Source organism: Cyclobacterium xiamenense (assembly GCF_009467825.1).
GTDB lineage: Bacteria > Bacteroidota > Bacteroidia > Cytophagales > Cyclobacteriaceae > Cyclobacterium > Cyclobacterium xiamenense.
The window spans coordinates 1-16,631 of record NZ_WIOK01000008.1; the positions used below are offsets into that span (position 1 = coordinate 1).

Consider the following 16,631-nt stretch of genomic DNA (forward strand, 5'->3'; position numbering starts at 1 on the left):
CGATTCGCGCTTGTTCTCATCCGGTCCGTGGCAGGCAAAACAATTGTCCGAAAGTATTGGACGAACATGGAAATTGTAGCTGATCTGATCTCCTGAGGCCATGAATTCTCCGTCAGCAGGCTTCTCGGAGCAAGCGCCCAGCAGGGCAAGGGCAAAAAGGAAATACGTTGGGTACTTAAGCATTGGTTATAATTAATTAACAACCAACAATTTCACAATTAATACGTGAAATTACAAGCAATAGTTAAAATTGCCGCGAAAGTACGGGATGGGTGGAAAGGGGTCATCCCTGAGGGGAAGACAAAAAAAAGGAAGGCGGAAGCCTTCCTTTGAAACGTTGTATATACGGAAGTTAGGTATTCACACCTGACTACTGCTCTTTGGTACTTTTGATGGTCGAAAAATCGAAGGTATCCAAAAACTTCGTTGTGAAATTCCCTGCAACGAACTGTGGATCCTCGAGTAAGGCCAGGTGGAAAGGAATGGTGGTTTTTATCCCATCGATCACAAACTCTTCCAATGCCCGCTTCATGCGCACGATTACTTCTTCCCTGGATTGGGCGCTAACGATCAATTTTGCGATCATGGAATCGTAATTTGGGGGAATGACGTATCCTGCATATACGTGGCTGTCGATGCGCACCCCTTTGCCGCCGGGCAGGTGTAGATTGACAATTTTACCGGGACTGGGCCGGAAGCCGTTGGAAGGGTCTTCGGCGTTTATCCGGCATTCCATGGCGTAGAGTTTCGGGAAATAATTTTTCCCACTGATATGCTCGCCTGCCGCTACTTTGATTTGTTCCTTGATCAGGTCAAAGTCCGTTACCTCTTCTGTGATGGGGTGTTCTACCTGGATTCGGGTATTCATCTCCATAAAGTAGAAATTGCGGTTTTTATCCACCAGAAATTCAATGGTGCCGGCTCCCTCGTAGGAAATGGCTTCCGCTCCTTTGATGGCTGCTTTTCCCATTTGTTCCCGAAGGTCATCGGTAATAAATGGGGAAGGGGTTTCTTCCACCAGTTTTTGGTGGCGCCGTTGGATGGAGCAGTCCCTTTCCGATAGGTGGCAGGCTTTTCCGGTTGCATCTCCAATGATTTGGATTTCGATATGCCGGGGCTCTTCCACAAATTTTTCCAGGTAAAGGCCAGCATTGCCAAATGCAGCGGCCGATTCCTGTCGGGCATCGTCCCATGCCTTTTTGAAACCGGCGGGTTCGTTGACTATACGCATGCCACGGCCACCCCCACCGGCGGTGGCTTTTAGTATAACCGGATAGCCAATTTTCTCAGCCAGGGACAGCCCCTGTTCCACGGAATCCAACAAGCCTTCCGAGCCAGGAATTGTAGGCACACCGGCCGCCGCCATGGTGGCCTTGGCTGTTGCCTTATCGCCCATTTGGTTGATCATTTCGGGGCTGGCTCCAATAAATTTGATGTTGTATTCCTCGCAGATGCGGGAAAATTCCGCGTTTTCCGAGAGGAACCCATAACCTGGGTGGATGGCATCCGCGTTAGTGATTTCTGCGGCGGCGATTATTCGGGGGATATTGAGGTAGGAATCTTTACTGGGAGGAGAACCGATGCAAACGGCCTCATCCGCAAACCGTACGTGTAGACTATCCTTGTCTGCAGTAGAATACACGGCCACCGTTTTCACCCCCATTTCCTTACAGGTGCGGATGATTCGCAGCGCTATTTCTCCCCTATTGGCTATTAATATTTTATTGAACACGTTTTTCTGTGAATTTGGTTGGAAAAAAAATCAATTCTGAGGCTCAACCAGAAAAAGCGGTTGATCGTATTCCACCGGAGACGCGTCGTCAACGAGGATTTTAACGATTTTACCGGACACCTCGGATTCCACTTCGTTAAAAAGCTTCATGGCCTCGATGATGCAGACGGTTTGTCCTTTTTGAATGACATCGCCCACATTGACAAAATAATCGGAGTCGGGGTTGGGCGAGCGGTAAAAGGTACCAATCATGGGCGATTTGACTTCCAGGAAAGAAGCGGCAGCCGGCGCGTGGTTAACGTTGTTTTCCGGCGAATGGCTGGCTGCCGGCTGTGGCACGGCTACTGCTTGGGGATTGGGAACGTCGGCTGGTCTCGCCACAGCCACTTCCGAGTTTTTCTTAATAGAAAGCTTGAATTCATCCGTCTCTATTTTTACCTCGGCCAATCCGGAATTTGAAATAAAGTCAATTAATTCTTGTATTTCTTTTGCCTTCATAATCGTTTATTTTAATATCGTCCTGTTACCGGATTTCCCGGGAGGCGATTGTCTGTTTTTTTAAGGTACTAAAACTATGTAAGTTAATGAATTTCTGCGGAACTACCTGCTTTATTTGACCCTTTCCGAGTACGAACCGTCACGGGTATCAACCTTGATCAGGATGTCTTGTTCCACGAAAAGCGGGACCATTACCACTGCACCCGTTTCCAAGGTGGCTGGTTTCAAGGTGTTTGTAGCCGTATCCCCTTTGATGCCTGGTTCGGTGTAGGTCACCATTAATTCAACAAATGGAGGCAGTTCTACCCCCAATGGCTTGTCCGTTTCGGCATGTATCAGAATTTCCACCACCTGCCCTTCTTTTAGCAATTCGGGCCTTTCGATCAACTTTTTCTCGATAGGAATTTGCTCAAACGTTTCGGTATCCATGAAGTGATAGCCAAAATCGTCGTTGTAGATGTACTGGTGCGACCGTTTTTCAACCCGGGCGGTAGTCACCTTTTCTCCCGCATTAAAGGTTTTATCCAGTACTTTTCCCGAAGTAAGGCTTTTTAGTTTGGTTCGTACAAAGGCAGGGCCTTTGCCGGGCTTTACGTGTTGGAATTCTACAATTGACATGATGTCGTGGTTAAACACCAAGCAAAGCCCATTTTTAAAGTCAGCGGTACTTGCCATATCTGAATGTTAATTTGTTTACGTATTAGTTTGGATCGTATCCCCATTTCAAATAAACCGCTCCCCAGGTAAATCCCCCGCCGAATGCCGCAAGAATCAGGTTATCACCTTTTTTCAGGCGTGATTCGTAATCCCAAAGGCACAATGGAAGGGTGCCAGCCGTAGTATTGCCGTATTTTTCGATATTCAACATTACTTTTTCCGGACCGATACCCATGCGGTTTGCCGTGGCATCGATGATTCGCTTGTTGGCCTGGTGCGGAACCAACCAGGCAATATCTGCACCTTCCAGGTGGTTTCTTGCCATGATTTGGGCACTCACATCCGCCATTTTCGTGACAGCAAACTTAAAGACAGTGGACCCTTCCTGAAATACGTAATGCTCCCTGTTTTTTACCGTTTCCAGGGTGGCGGGTTTTCGGCTTCCGCCAGCCCGCATGTGAAGAAAATCCGCACCGGATCCGTCGGTATGCAACAAGGAATCCATCACCCCCAGCGGCTCTTCGGTAGGTTCCAAAAGCACCGCACCCCCCCCGTCGCCGAAGATGATGCAGGTGGTACGGTCCTCGTAATTGACGATGGACGACATCTTATCCGCGCCAATCACGATTACTTTTTTATGAGCACCGGTTTCGATAAACTGGCTGGCGATAGTCAATGCATACAAAAATCCCGAGCATGCTGCCGAGATGTCAAAACTATAACTCTTCGTTGCCCCCACATTATGGGCCACGATATTGGCAGTGGCGGGGAATAGCATGTCTGGCGTCACTGTCGCACAAATAATCAAATCAATGTCCTCCGGATTGGTATTGGTTTTCGCGAGCAGCCCTTTTACCGCCTCCGTACCAATCACGGAAGTGCCCTGATTTTCACCTTTAAGTATCCTTCGTTCTTTGATTCCGGTCCTGCTGGTGATCCACTCATCGTTGGTATCGACCATGGTTTCCAATTCTTTGTTATCCAGTACGTACTCCGGCACCCAGCCATGGACGCCCGTAATTACAGCTCTTTTTTTCATTTAATGTGTTCTTGTATCAAAAAGGAATCGGGCAGGACTGTCGTTCGTTTGTTTTGTTCCAACAGTTTATTTCGGCAAATTCCGGTTTTTTTTACTGTTTTTTAAGGGTTGGCCTTCACAGTTTTAAATTAAGAATCCCAAAATTATTTAAAATGTGCTTGTCCACCAAAGATTTTATGGATATGTGGAAAATAAATGAAAACGGGCGCACCGGATTTACCCGCCAAAAGTCATTTCGTTGTATTTTTCCCTTTATTTGACTAAATTAAGTCACTTACCCTGAAACCCAAAGAATATCATGAAAATCAACGTCAATGCTACTGAATACACCGTGGACGTGCAAGGCAACCCCAGCCTGCTGGAAGTACTCCGGGAACAATTGGATCTCACGGGGACCAAATACGGTTGCGGAGAAGCTGCGTGTGGAGCTTGTAAGGTGCTGGTGAATGGAACCCCTACTCCGGCATGCATCACCCCCGTAACCAGTGTTCAGGGCAAACGCATACGGACCATTGAGGGACTGGATGCGGATGGACGGTTGCATCCGGTGCAGGAGGCTTTTTTGGAGGAAGACGTATTTCAATGTGGCTATTGTGCTCCGGGGATGATCATGACGGCCGTGGCACTCGTGGAAAGCAAAAAATCCCTGGACGAGCAGGAGCTATTGGACGGCATGAACGGAAATATCTGCCGGTGCTGCACCTATCCGGCCATCCTGAATGCATTAAAGAAACTAACCCAAAACACCACCAAGGCATGAAAGATACCTGCAATACATCAATCAACCACTACCGTAGAAAGTCATTGCCTGGCCGCGGGCTTAGCCGAAGAAATTTTTTCAAATACATGGGGGCCGGCATCGCCACTTACTTTGTGTGGACCGACTACCTGGCGTCAGAAAGCCTCTCCCGGCTTTCGGAAACCGGTATGCCGGCAGCCCCCGATACGCTGTCTTCCTGGATTCACGTATCGGCAACCGGTGCCATCACGGTTTTTACCGGTAAGGTGGAAGTTGGGCAAAATATTCGTACCTCCCTGACACAAGTGGTGGCAGAAGAGCTTTTCGTACCGATCTCCGCAATCAGCCTGATTATGGGAGATACCGCCCGAACCCCTTACGACCGGGGAACCTACGGCAGCCTGACCACCCCACAGATGGCGCCAATTCTCCGAAAGGCCGCCGCAAGTTTGCGGGAGATCCTGCTTCAGGAGGCGCGGAAGGAGTGGAAACTGGGTGAAGTCGAACTAAAGCTGGAAAAAGGTTCCGTAAAGCACCCCACAAATGGAAAACAATTGGGCTACGGTAGCCTGGCAAACGCCAAACAGCTGCTACTTCCAATGAATGAAAACGTACGGACCATCGATCCCACAAAATGGACCGTGGCGGGCACCTCTGTAGAAAAAATAAATGGAGTGGATTTTGTTCGCGGCAAGCACCGCTATGTTTCGGACATGGTGGTACCGGATATGCTTTACGGAAAAGTGCTCCGCCCCCCGGCTTATGGAGCAAAGCTGATTCGTGCCAATGTCGATGCCGCTGCCACTATACCTGGGGTTCGGGTAGTGCAGCAAGGAGATTTTATCGGCGTCGTTGCCAAAAATTCCCGAACGGCGGCCATGGCCCTGGCCACGGTAGAAGCAGAATGGGAACGTTCCCCGCAGGTAGCAGGCGCCGCGTTATTTGACCATTTGAAGCGCACGGGAGAACCAGGAAATGCGGTACCCTCCGAAATCACAGCTGCCTACGAATCCGCCTCCCTGAAGCTGGAACAAGAATTTAAAATAGACTATATCGCACATGTACCCCTGGAGCCCAGGGCGGGCCTGGCTCGGTGGAAGGACGGTTCCCTGGAAGTGTGGACCGGTACGCAGCGACCCTTTGGCGTACAGGAAGAGTTGGAACGGGCTTTTTCCATTCCCAAGGAAAAAATCCGGGTTTACATGCCCGATACGGGCTCTGGGTACGGAGGAAAGCATACCGGAGAAGCGGGAATAGAAGCCGCTATCCTCGCCAAGGCGGTAGGCAAACCAGTAAAGGTTACCTGGACCAGGGAAGAAGAATTTAAGTGGGCGTATTTCCGGCCGGCGGGATTGATACAGGTGAGGGCAGCGGTGGACGGCAGTCGCCTTTCCTCTTGGGAGTTTCACAATTACAATTCGGGAGGAGCAGGCATCAACTCCCCGTACCTTGGTGCCACGAAATACGAGCAATACCACCGCTCCGATTCGCCTCTGCGGCAAGGATCTTACCGGGCCCTGGCTTCTACGGCCAATATTTTCGCCATGGAATCCACCATCAATGACCTTGCCCAAATGGTTCGGGCCGACCCCATGGAATTTCGACTGAAAAACCTGCAAGACGAACGCCTAAAATCCGTCATCAAAACAGCCGGACAGGCCTTTGACTGGAACCGGGAAAAACCGGCATCTAACCACGGGTTTGGTATGGCATGCGGTGCGGTAAAAGGCGGGTTTGTTGCTACCTTTGCCGAGGTGGCGGTAGATCCAAATACACGGGAGCTGCGGGTTATTTCAGCAGTAACGGCCTTCGAGTGTGGGGCAATTCTCAATCCGCGACACCTGGAAAGCCAGGTCACCGGATGCGTTTTGCAAGGCCTGGGTGGAGCGCTTTTCGAAGCCATAGAATTTGACGAAGGAAATGTATCCAATGCGTTTCTGTCTTCGTACCGGGTGCCCCGTTTCAAGGATATTCCCCAAACAAAAGTACTGCTGGTTAACCGAAAAGACCTTCCATCATCTGGTGCCGGAGAGGCGTCTATTGTCTGCATCGCTCCAGCCATTCGGAATGCCATTGACGATGCCGTGGGTGTAAAACTTTACCGACTTCCCATGGTACCTTCCGGACGGGTGCCGAACGCCTGAATGTCCCAGGGGTATTAATCGATCTTGGAACGGTATCGTCTCTTTGTTTAAAGAATGTATTGGGACAAATCCCGGTTTTTTACCAGTGAACTGAGTCTTTCCTGCACCATCTCTTTGGTAATCATGATCTTGCTATTCGGTCCGATACTATCGGGTACGTCGAAAAGAAAATCGTTTAACAGGTGGCTCATGACGGTATGAAGCCTGCGCGCCCCAATGTTCTCCACTTCTTCGTTGATGCTAAACGCGAGAGCTGCAATTTCTTGAATGGCCTCGTCGGTGTATTCCAAGTAGACCTGTTCTGCTTCAAACAAGGCCTGGTATTGTTTGGTCAGCGCATTTTTGGGCTCTTTTAAGATGCGGTAGAAATCATCCTGTGTCAGGCTGGATAGCTCCACCCGAATCGGAAACCTTCCTTGCAATTCAGGAATGAGATCTGAAGGCTTACTCACGTGAAAGGCACCGGCAGCGATAAACAGTACGTGATCGGTGTGCACCAGTCCGTATTTGGTATTCACAGCACTGCCCTCCACGATGGGCAACAAATCTCGTTGGACACCCTCCCGGCTCACGTCGGGTCCACCACCGGACTTTCGGGATCCGGAGGCTATTTTGTCAATCTCGTCGATGAAGATGATACCATTATTTTCCGCCAGCCGGATGGCCTGCTCCTTCACCTCATCGAAATCGATCAATTTGGAAGCCTCTTCTTCCATCAGGATTTTTCGCGCTTCTCCGATGCTCACTTTTCGTTTTTTGGTCCGTTTGGGCATCATGTTGCTGAGCATGTCCTGCAGGCCCGCCATGCTGGCTTCATCCATCATGCCGTTGCCGATCATTCCGATTCCCGAAGGGGCAGACTGCTTGACATTGATTTCGATTTTTCGGGTTTCCAATTCGCCGTTTTTCAATTTCTCACGAAATCGTTCGCGGGTCCGTTCGTTTAATTCCTGCTCTGAAGCCTGATCAGGGTTGAAATTTTCCTTGGTTACCGTACCCGTAAATCCCGTCCCCTTGACGGGTGGAATCAGTATGTCCAGCAGCATGTCTTCGACAATCAGGGCTGCTTTTTCCTTTACTTCTTCGTTTTTTGATTCTTTTACCAAATTGATGGCATGCTCGACCAGATCCCGAACCATGGATTCAACATCACGGCCCACATACCCCACTTCCGTAAATTTCGAGGCTTCCACTTTTGTAAAAGGGGCATTGGCAATTTTTGCCAGTCTGCGCGCAATCTCGGTTTTGCCTACCCCGGTGGAACCAATCATAAGGATGTTGTTCGGAACGATGTCTTTTTGCAGGTCAGACTTGACCATGAGTCGTCGGATCCTGTTTCTCAGCGCAATGGCAACGTTTCTTTTTGCATCTGTCTGTCCAATGATGTATTTATCCAGTTCCGCAACAATCTGCTTCGGTGTCAAATGGTTCATGTCGTTTGTTTTTTAGTTGGATCCGGCTTTGTTGGCATCGGTGTCAAAGGTAAACTTGACCGGATGATCCACTGTTTCGGGAAGAAGTGCGATATCCAACACCTCGCCTACGTGATCGACAAAATGGAAGGTGACCCCTTTCAGGTAACTTTCATCGATTTCTTCGATGTCCCGCTGGTTTCGTTTGCAAAGCAAAACGTCTTTGATGCCGGCGCGTTTTGCCGCCAGGATCTTTTCCTTAATCCCGCCTACAGGCATTACTTTTCCCCGTAGCGTTATTTCGCCCGTCATCGCTAACTTGGATTTCACCTTGCGCTGGGTGTAGACCGACGCAATGGCGGTCAGCATGGTGATACCCGCCGAGGGACCATCTTTTGGCACGGCACCGGCAGGTACGTGGATGTGCAAATCGTACTGATCAAATACCCGGTGATCGATGTTCAGCGTGTCGGCCTGGGATTTCAGGTAGGAGATGGCCGTCATGGCCGACTCTTTCATTATATCTCCCAATTGGCCGGAAAGCGTCAATTTGCCTTTTCCCCGGCTTATACTCGCTTCTATAAACAGAATTTCTCCGCCTACGGAGGTCCAGGCCAGACCTGTAACCACACCGGCAAGTGAATTGTCCTGATAAATTTCTTTATCAAAAATCTCTCCTCCCAGGATTTTCCGAACCATCTGTGGGGTGATCTTTTTCTGGTACGGTTCTTCCATTGCAATGGATTTGGCAATGTTGCGCACCAACTTTCCTATTTGTCGTTCCAGTGTTCGAACGCCGGATTCACGGGTATAGTCTTCGATAATTTTGACGAGGGCCGCGTTCGAAAAGGAAATGTCACTGGCTTTTAGCCCATGCTCCTTTCGTTGTTTGGGGACCAGGTGTTTTTTGGCAATTTCTACTTTTTCTTCCAGGGTGTAACCGGTCACTTCGATGATCTCCATCCGGTCTCGGAGCGCAGGCTGCAAGGTTTCCAGCGTGTTGGCCGTTGCTATAAATAGCACTTTGGACAGATCGTATTCCACATCCAGAAAATTATCCACAAAGGCATTGTTTTGCTCCGGATCCAACACTTCCAGAAAGGCCGAGGATGGGTCGCCTCGGAAATCGGAACTCAATTTGTCGATTTCATCCAAAACGAAAACCGGGTTGGAGGATTTGCCCTTTTTCATGTTTTGGATGATTTTTCCAGGCATGGCTCCTACATAGGTCTTGCGGTGCCCGCGGATTTCCGCCTCATCATGCAATCCCCCCAGGGACATCCGCACGTACTTTCTCCCCAATGCTTTGGCAATCGACTTGCCCAGGGAAGTCTTCCCCACACCAGGAGGGCCGTAAAGGCAAAGAATGGGGCCTTTGAGGTCGTTTTTTAGTTTTAATACGGCCAGGTATTCGATGATTCGTTCTTTCACCTTGTCCAGGCCCGAATGATCCCGGTCCAGGATTCTTTTGGCCCGTTTCAGATCAAAGTTATCCGACGTAAACTCGTTCCAGGGGAGCTCTACCAATACCTCGGCATAGTTGAGCGAAATGGGGTATTCTGCCGCGGCCGGATTCATCCGCAGGATTTTATCCAGCTCTTTTTCAAATTGTACGGCCACTTCTTTGGGCCATTTTTTCTTTTTACCCTTCGCGCGCAGCTCTTCTACCTCTTTTTCCGGTCCTTCTTCGCCCAGCTCGGTTTGCAGGACTTTCATTTGCTGCCGGAGAAAATAGTCCCGCTGCTGCTGATCGATATCGGTATGGACTTTTTTCTGAATCTCACTTTTGAGCTCCAACATTTGGATGTCCTTCATCATGAATTCCAGCAAGAGCGTGGCCCGATCGATGCCATCGTTGATTTCCAGTAGGCGTTGTTTGGATTCTACCGGGGCGTTGATGTTGGATGAAAGAAAATGCGTTAGAAAAGGCGTGCTGTCGATGTTGTCCAGAGCTACCTGCGCCTCACGGGGAATTTCCGGGTTCAGCTGCAGAATCTTAAAGGCCGCTTCTTTCAGGGATTGTTCCAGGGCTTCGATTTTTTCGCTGTTTTGCGGGAAGGTTTCTTCCAGATACCGCACATTTGCCTGAAAATAGGGGTCTTCCGAGAGTTCACTCTCGATTTCAAACCGTTTTTTTCCTTGAATGATAATGGTCGTATTACCATCGGGCAATACAATCATTTTTATAATCTTCGCCAATGTACCGACATGGTAAATGTCCTCCCAGGAAGGGTCCTCCATGTTGGGGTTTTTCTGGGCGCAAACCCCGATCAGCTTGTCGCCTTTTTGGGCTTTTTTTACGAGTTTGATGGAGCGTTGTCGGCCTACCGTGATTGGGATGACCACGCCTGGGAACAGTACGGTGTTTCGTACGGATAGAATCGAAATTTCTTTGGAAAGATCTTCCTCCGTTAATGTGCCTTCGTCCTCGTCGTCAGTAATCAGTTGTATCAGATCCCCTTCGCCAGAATAATCGCCCAACATTAATGAATGATATAGTTGATTGTCGTTATTGTTCATACAGACATAATGACAGACAGTCTGTCACGTTATTTTTTTAATATACAAAAAAACTCCCTTCTTCCGGAGATACGAATAAAATGTCCAAGGCGTATGCCAAGTTGCTTTGCGGATCAAATTGTCAGGCAACCCCTGGCTCCAGCCAAAATACAGCCGGACTAAAACAAAACGCTTTTCCGAGTCACATTCGTCAGGTTCCGGTAAACAGCTTTAGGATATCGTTGCCAATGGCAAACACCATGATCGCCAGCAGTAAGACCATGCCCACTTTTTGCGCATTTTCTAAAAAGCGATCGGAAGGACTTCTACCGGATACCATCTCGTACAATAAAAACATGACGTGACCCCCATCCAGTGCCGGTATCGGAAGCAAATTCATGAACGCCAAAATCATGGAAATGAGCCCGGTGATGGACCAAAACTTCGTCCAGTCCCAGGTGGAGCCATAAATTTTCGCCATGCCTATCGGTCCGCTTACGTTTTTTGCCGAAACCTCTCCGGTAAACATTTTCCCCATTGCCCGGGCGTTGATGATGACCACACTGAAGGCCCTTTCTGTCCCTATTGGGATTGCCTGCGCAAAGGAGTATTTCTTTTTTACCGGTTCGAGAAGGTTTTCTGCCGCGATGCCAATCGTGCCTTCCTCGCTGACTGCTACTTGAGCGATGAGCTCTTGTTGGTCGCGTTCCAGCGTGAGTGCCACTTCCCCACCTTTGTGCTCCTCCAGGGCGGCCTGCAACTCATCAAAGTAATAAATATCGGTGTCATTTACTGCCAGAATTTTGTCCCCGGCCTTTACACCGGCATTTTTAGCGGTACCATCCGGCATGACATCCAATACGGCAAATGGAAACCGGATTTGGATGAAGTTAGACATGCTTTCTTCGTTGGAAAAGGAATTGATAAACCCGCGGGGTATGGATATTTTCATGCGCTCCCCATTGCGTTCGATGGTGTAATAGCCATCGGAGCTGAGCAGGGCGTCTCCACTGCTGATGTCGTTTAACGACTCGTAGGGGATACCGTTGATATCCAAAATTTTGTCCCCTTTTTGCAGGCCGATTTGCTCGCCGATATCATAAGCTACAATCCCGTGTTCGATCACCTGATCGCGGGAATAATAGGTTTCGCCATTATTGTAGACCAGAAAGACGAAGACAATGACGCCAGTCACGACGTTTACAATAATGCCCGCCAACATGACGATCAATCGTTGCCAGGCAGGTTTGGATCGAAATTCCCAGGGTTGGGGTTCAGACGCCATTTGTTCGGCATCCAGGGATTCGTCCACCATTCCAGATATTTTTACAAAGCCTCCCAGAGGAATGGCTCCTATCGAATATTCGGTCCCTTTCCATTGAAAGCCGGCAATTTTTGGTGGAAAGCCGATGGAAAACTTTTCCACCCGCATCCCAAACAGCTTTGCTGCCAGTAAATGTCCCATTTCGTGCAGCCCTACCAAAATTGACAAGCCCAGTAGCAGTTGTGCTACCATTATTAATGTATCCATTCCTTAAAATCTACTGATGATTTCCTCTGATAATTTTCTAGTTTCCTTATCGGTTTGGATGAGGTCATCCAAACTTGGCGTCTTAATAAAACCAATTTTCTCCATAGTCTGTTCAATCAGGTCAGACATTTCCAGAAACTTAATTCGGTCCTGCAAAAATGCTGCCACTGCCACTTCGTTGGCAGCATTGAGTGAACAAGCGGTATTTCCTCCTTTTTCCAATGCATTGTAAGCCAGTCTGAGGTTTCGGAATGTCTCCTCATCGGCCTGCTCAAACTCCAGATTGGGATAGTTTGCGAAGTCAAACCTTGGAAAAGATGATTTGATACGGTCGGGGTAGGACAATGCAAATTGTATAGGGATACGCATATCGGGCAGTCCAAGTTGCGCTTTCATCGATCCGTCTTCAAATTGTACCAGGGAGTGAATGATGGATTGGGGATGAACAATCACCTCAATTTGGTTGGTTTCAAGCCCAAACAACCATTTGGCTTCAATTACCTCCAAACCTTTGTTCATTAGAGAAGCAGAATCAATGGTGATTTTGGCACCCATGTCCCAATTGGGATGTTTTAGGGCTTGTTCTTTGGTCACTCCTGCCAGAAAAGACCGGTCTTTACCCCGGAACGGGCCGCCAGAAGCGGTAAGGATTATTTTTTCGATCGGGTTATGAAATTCCCCCACCAGGCATTGGAAGATGGCAGAGTGTTCCGAGTCTACCGGGTAAATGTTGACGGCCTTTTCCCTGGCCAGACGGGTGACCAGATCTCCAGCCACCACCATGGTCTCTTTGTTGGCCAGCGCGATGGGCTTTCCGGCGGCAATCGCCCGTAACGTAGGAATGAGGCCGGCATAGCCTACCAGGGCCGTCAATACGATATCAATGGAGTCCATTTCCACAATGGATGCAATGGCATCTTGTCCGGTGTATACTTTGATGGGGTAGGCCGAGAGGCGTTGTGTTACCTCCTGATACAAGCCTTCGTTTCCAATCACCACCGCATTGGGCTGGAACTGAATGGCCTGCTCAATGAGTAGCTCTTTATTGTTTTGTGCGGTTAATACCTCGGCCTGAAATTTTTCGGGGTGTTGTTGGATGACTTCCAAGGCCTGGGTACCAATGCTTCCTGTGGAACCCAGGATAGCGACTCGTTTAATTGTAGACATGGGGTTTTCTTACTTTAGTCAAAAAGTGTGCTGCTGTATCCGGCAGCTTCAGTCGAAACTACTGACAAATTTACAAGGTAAAAACAGTTTTCCCTGTTTTTTTTGTGCTTTTTACAGAATCTCTTTTTTTGGCATAAAATTAGGATACGAACAGGGGTAGCGTTCTTACGATAGTTCGTGCTAATTTATGTTAAAATCCCAACGTAAACGGGGAACCTTTCCGTTTAATCCATTTAACACCAATTGTGGAGTCATGCATAGAAGCTATTTTGTTGTTGCCATCATTTCCTTTGTGGGAGGAATCCTAGGTGCCTGGTCTTATTCCAGCCTGATGCAAGACCGCAGCGCAATCGTTCCGAGCCAGGAGTGGAACGAAAACCTCGGATACCGTACCTCCCGCATGGAGGAAAATCGGGAAAAACTTTCGGAAACAACGGTCCAAAACCCGCCGAGCGTTCCGGACTCCTTCGTGGAGGCCTCGGAGAAGAGTACCGGATCGGTGGTATTTATCAAAAATTTTTCGGGACAGGACTCCCGGCGGTATAGTATTTTTGATTATTTCTTCAGGCAGGGGGTGCCCCAGCAAACGGTAAGTACCGGATCAGGCGTGATTTTTTCCGAAGACGGCTACATCATCACCAACAATCACGTCGTGGAGCGGGCCGAAACCATCGAAGTTGTTCACAAAAAGCGAACGTATAAGGCCAGTCTAATTGGCTCGGATGCCAACACCGATATCGCCGTTTTGAAAATTGAAGCACGTGGGCTTCCCGCAATAAAGATCGGTAGCAGCCGATCCCTTCAAATCGGTGAGTGGGTACTGGCAGTAGGGAATCCATTTAATCTCACCTCCACCGTTACCGCTGGCATTGTTTCGGCGAAAGAAAGGCAGATCAACATTATGGGAGGGGAATTTCCCCTGGAGTCATTTATTCAAACGGACGCCCCCATCAACCCTGGAAATTCTGGCGGTGCGCTGGTCAACGATCGGGGGGAATTGGTCGGAATCAATACCGCCATCTTAAGCCGAACGGGTTCCTACACCGGGTATGGGTTTGCCGTCCCGGTAGATATCGCGACCAAGATTGCCAACGATTTGATCCAGTACGGAGAAGTGCAGAAAGCCATTCCAGGACTGGAAGTAAACGAGATAACTCCCGAATTGGCGGAGGAAATGGGATTAAAATCCCTGGATGGCGTGGTAGTCTCGCACGTCATCCGAAGTGGTGCGGCGGAAAAATCAGGCATGCGGGTAGAAGATGTCATTGTTACCATTGACGGTAACCGTATTTCCGGGAAGGGGAGTTTCGAAGAAGCTCTTTCCTATTACTACCCGGGGGATAAAATAACAGTGGATTACCTGAGGGACAATGTACGGCGGACATCCGAACTGACCCTGCAAAACCTGCTCGGAGGGACAGGCGTAATCAAACGTTCGTTTTACTCCTCTCCGCTGTTAGGGGCAAAGCTTGAAGCCATCAATGCCATCGAGATGGATCGATTTGATTTGGATTATGGGGTAAAGATTTCCGCCATGACGAGGGGGTACCTCAGAGACCTGGGTTTGGGCGAGGGATTTATTTTGACACACATCAACGAAACCCCCGCAACGAACCCGGAGGAGGTTGGGCGATTTCTTGAAGATTACAGCGGTAGATTGGTACTCGAAGGCAGAACGCCCGGTGGCCAACCGTTCATTCAATCCTACAGCGTTCAGTAGCAGAATACTGAATTTTCTACTCGTCTCCGTCGGAAGAAATTACTCGTATCGGTTGATCGGGCTTGGGGTAGGCCAACCGTGCCAGTTTTTGGCCGAGGTGATATGAATCCAGTCCAGATACGGTTACGGTCCCCAACGCCTGAAGATCAATAAAACCGTCTTCTCCCAGGGCGTTTTCCTGTACGTAGACGTGTTCGATGTTGGCGATTATTAAAACCGTATTATTCACTGACAGGCGTACTTGTTCTTCCATCGTGCAGCCCACCTGCAGGGGACTTCCAGCGACGTATGGAGCCGGAAACCCGTCTTTGTATTCTTCCTTGAGTCCGGTCGCTTTAAACTCGGAATTAGGCCAGCGAGCACCGCAATGGTGCGCCTCTTTGTAAAAACTCTCCGTGACGTGGTTTAGGGTAAAGTCTCCATTGTGGACAATGTTTCCAAGTGAGTGCCGCTCGCCTGTAGGGGGACGGAAAAGTACGCCTACTAGTGGTGGGCTGGCACCTATGTGGAAAACCTGGGAAAAGGGGGCCAGATTTGTTTCCCCTGTTTCCTCGTTGAAAGTTCCGATAAGGTTTAAACTTTTGTACCCGCTCAGGCAATTGACAAAATCTCGCCTGAAGTTCTTGTCGGCGTCAAGAATGGCTTTTTTGGAAAAATGCTTCATTAGGTTAAGATAGCTTCTTCGATCGTGTCGCAATAGCTGATATCCAGGTTTTCGATAATATTGCCCGGATTGTTTTCAATTATTTGTTTTTTCGCGATCATCACCATCTTTTCAAACCATTTCTCTGCGGGAAGTATTTTGCGATGAACCGTGATGCCTTGAAAGTACATCTCTTTTTTCCAGTCCAGGAAATACCATTCCATGCTCGGCTGATGAAAGGCACGAAGCGCGCGTTTGTCAAAAATAAATTTGTAAAAAGAACCGTTTTTCACCAGTGCGGATATTTTGTGAAACGTGTCCTTAAAGTCTTCTATTGGTACGTAATCCACCAACAATTCGCAAATGATTATTCCACGGGATTCATCGACAAATACCTTGGCATATCTCCCTTCGAAAGACAGGTCAAAGTTTTCCATCGCTGATTTGTTTAGGGTGTCGTTCATGGTAACCTTTGTTTACATCAAATACCTGTTAATTTACGGAATACTTACCTAATAGATTTAGTGAAAAGAGCTTTTTCTTTGTTTTTTCTCGTTTTCTACTTCTTCTTTGAAATTCCCCAGGTCTTCTTCCAGCTTAATGGCGTAGTCAATCGTTGTTCTCATTAATTCCTGTTGGGCCTCTATTTGTTCTTTTAATCGGGAAAGCTCGCGGTTCATGTCAGCGAGTTTCTCCTCGTAGGCTTTTCGCAATCGCTCTTTCTCAAGCTGAGCTTTTTTCAGCTCCGCTTTAAAGATCAAGAATGATTCAGGTGGGGTCCTCATACGTTTACTAATTTTATTAAGGGACAATACCCTTATCTATCTACACTTTGTTCAACCTAAATGTT

The 16,631-nt window shown here is 48.5% G+C and carries 15 protein-coding genes; 3 read left to right on the plus strand and 12 right to left on the minus strand.

Annotation, left to right across the window (positions count from 1 at the left end; all coding sequences use genetic code 11):
* The 5 genes from GCU44_RS23075 to GCU44_RS07585 all read right to left on the minus strand — a co-directional run.
* A partial coding sequence (locus GCU44_RS23075; protein WP_154855671.1) for a hypothetical protein occupies positions 1-183 on the minus strand: 183 nt, incomplete at its 3' end.
* Positions 184-370: 187 nt separating this feature from the next.
* A complete protein-coding gene (gene accC, locus GCU44_RS07570; protein WP_154855674.1) occupies positions 371-1,732 on the minus strand; it encodes an acetyl-CoA carboxylase biotin carboxylase subunit in 1,362 nt (453 codons plus the stop codon).
* A gap of 30 nt (positions 1,733-1,762) precedes the next feature.
* On the minus strand, positions 1,763-2,230 hold the full coding sequence (gene accB, locus GCU44_RS07575) for an acetyl-CoA carboxylase biotin carboxyl carrier protein (protein WP_154855676.1): 468 nt from the start codon (positions 2,228-2,230) through the stop codon (positions 1,763-1,765).
* Positions 2,231-2,341: 111 nt separating this feature from the next.
* Positions 2,342-2,905, minus strand: a complete 564-nt coding sequence (efp, locus tag GCU44_RS07580; protein ID WP_154855678.1) for an elongation factor P — start codon at positions 2,903-2,905, stop codon at positions 2,342-2,344.
* 25 nt (positions 2,906-2,930) lie between these two features.
* Positions 2,931-3,926: a beta-ketoacyl-ACP synthase III gene (locus GCU44_RS07585; RefSeq protein ID WP_092173911.1), complete on the minus strand. Its 996-nt coding sequence runs from the start codon at positions 3,924-3,926 to the stop codon at positions 2,931-2,933.
* Between the two features lie 298 nt (positions 3,927-4,224).
* Between GCU44_RS07585 and GCU44_RS07590 the strand changes: the two genes are divergently transcribed.
* Entirely contained in the window at positions 4,225-4,686 is a 462-nt protein-coding gene (locus GCU44_RS07590) for a (2Fe-2S)-binding protein (protein ID WP_092173916.1), read from the plus strand.
* On the plus strand, positions 4,683-6,809 hold the full coding sequence (locus GCU44_RS07595) for a xanthine dehydrogenase family protein molybdopterin-binding subunit (RefSeq protein WP_154855680.1): 2,127 nt from the start codon (positions 4,683-4,685) through the stop codon (positions 6,807-6,809). The genes GCU44_RS07590 and GCU44_RS07595 overlap by 4 nt, the downstream gene beginning before the upstream one ends.
* Positions 6,810-6,856: 47 nt before the next feature.
* On the opposite strand, the gene hslU is transcribed toward GCU44_RS07595, so the two are convergent.
* The 4 genes from hslU to GCU44_RS07615 all read right to left on the minus strand — a co-directional run bounded on the left by hslU (position 6,857) and on the right by GCU44_RS07615 (position 13,418).
* Positions 6,857-8,242: an ATP-dependent protease ATPase subunit HslU gene (hslU, locus tag GCU44_RS07600; RefSeq protein WP_092173921.1), complete on the minus strand. Its 1,386-nt coding sequence runs from the start codon at positions 8,240-8,242 to the stop codon at positions 6,857-6,859.
* Positions 8,243-8,254: 12 nt separating this feature from the next.
* A complete protein-coding gene (gene lon / locus GCU44_RS07605; RefSeq protein WP_154855682.1) occupies positions 8,255-10,741 on the minus strand; it encodes an endopeptidase La in 2,487 nt (828 codons plus the stop codon).
* A gap of 190 nt (positions 10,742-10,931) precedes the next feature.
* Positions 10,932-12,251 (minus strand): RIP metalloprotease RseP, encoded by a 1,320-nt coding sequence (gene rseP, locus GCU44_RS07610; protein ID WP_154855684.1) that lies wholly within the window; start codon positions 12,249-12,251, stop codon positions 10,932-10,934.
* Positions 12,252-12,254: 3 nt separating this feature from the next.
* On the minus strand, positions 12,255-13,418 hold the full coding sequence (locus GCU44_RS07615; RefSeq protein ID WP_154855686.1) for a 1-deoxy-D-xylulose-5-phosphate reductoisomerase: 1,164 nt from the start codon (positions 13,416-13,418) through the stop codon (positions 12,255-12,257).
* A 253-nt stretch (positions 13,419-13,671) separates the two neighbouring features.
* On the opposite strand from GCU44_RS07615, the gene GCU44_RS07620 reads away from it, so the two are divergent.
* A complete protein-coding gene (locus tag GCU44_RS07620; RefSeq protein WP_154855688.1) occupies positions 13,672-15,138 on the plus strand; it encodes a S1C family serine protease in 1,467 nt (488 codons plus the stop codon).
* Between the two features lie 16 nt (positions 15,139-15,154).
* Here the strand turns inward: GCU44_RS07620 and GCU44_RS07625 are convergent, their stop codons facing one another.
* From GCU44_RS07625 to GCU44_RS07635, 3 genes are read right to left on the minus strand one after another with little or no spacing between them, the layout of a single operon-like run.
* Entirely contained in the window at positions 15,155-15,802 is a 648-nt protein-coding gene (locus GCU44_RS07625; protein ID WP_092173935.1) for a flavin reductase family protein, read from the minus strand.
* On the minus strand, positions 15,802-16,245 hold the full coding sequence (locus GCU44_RS07630) for a hypothetical protein (RefSeq protein WP_241684875.1): 444 nt from the start codon (positions 16,243-16,245) through the stop codon (positions 15,802-15,804). The genes GCU44_RS07625 and GCU44_RS07630 overlap by 1 nt, the downstream gene beginning before the upstream one ends.
* A gap of 57 nt (positions 16,246-16,302) precedes the next feature.
* Positions 16,303-16,566: a hypothetical protein gene (locus GCU44_RS07635; protein ID WP_092173938.1), complete on the minus strand. Its 264-nt coding sequence runs from the start codon at positions 16,564-16,566 to the stop codon at positions 16,303-16,305.
* Positions 16,567-16,631 lie beyond the last annotated feature (65 nt).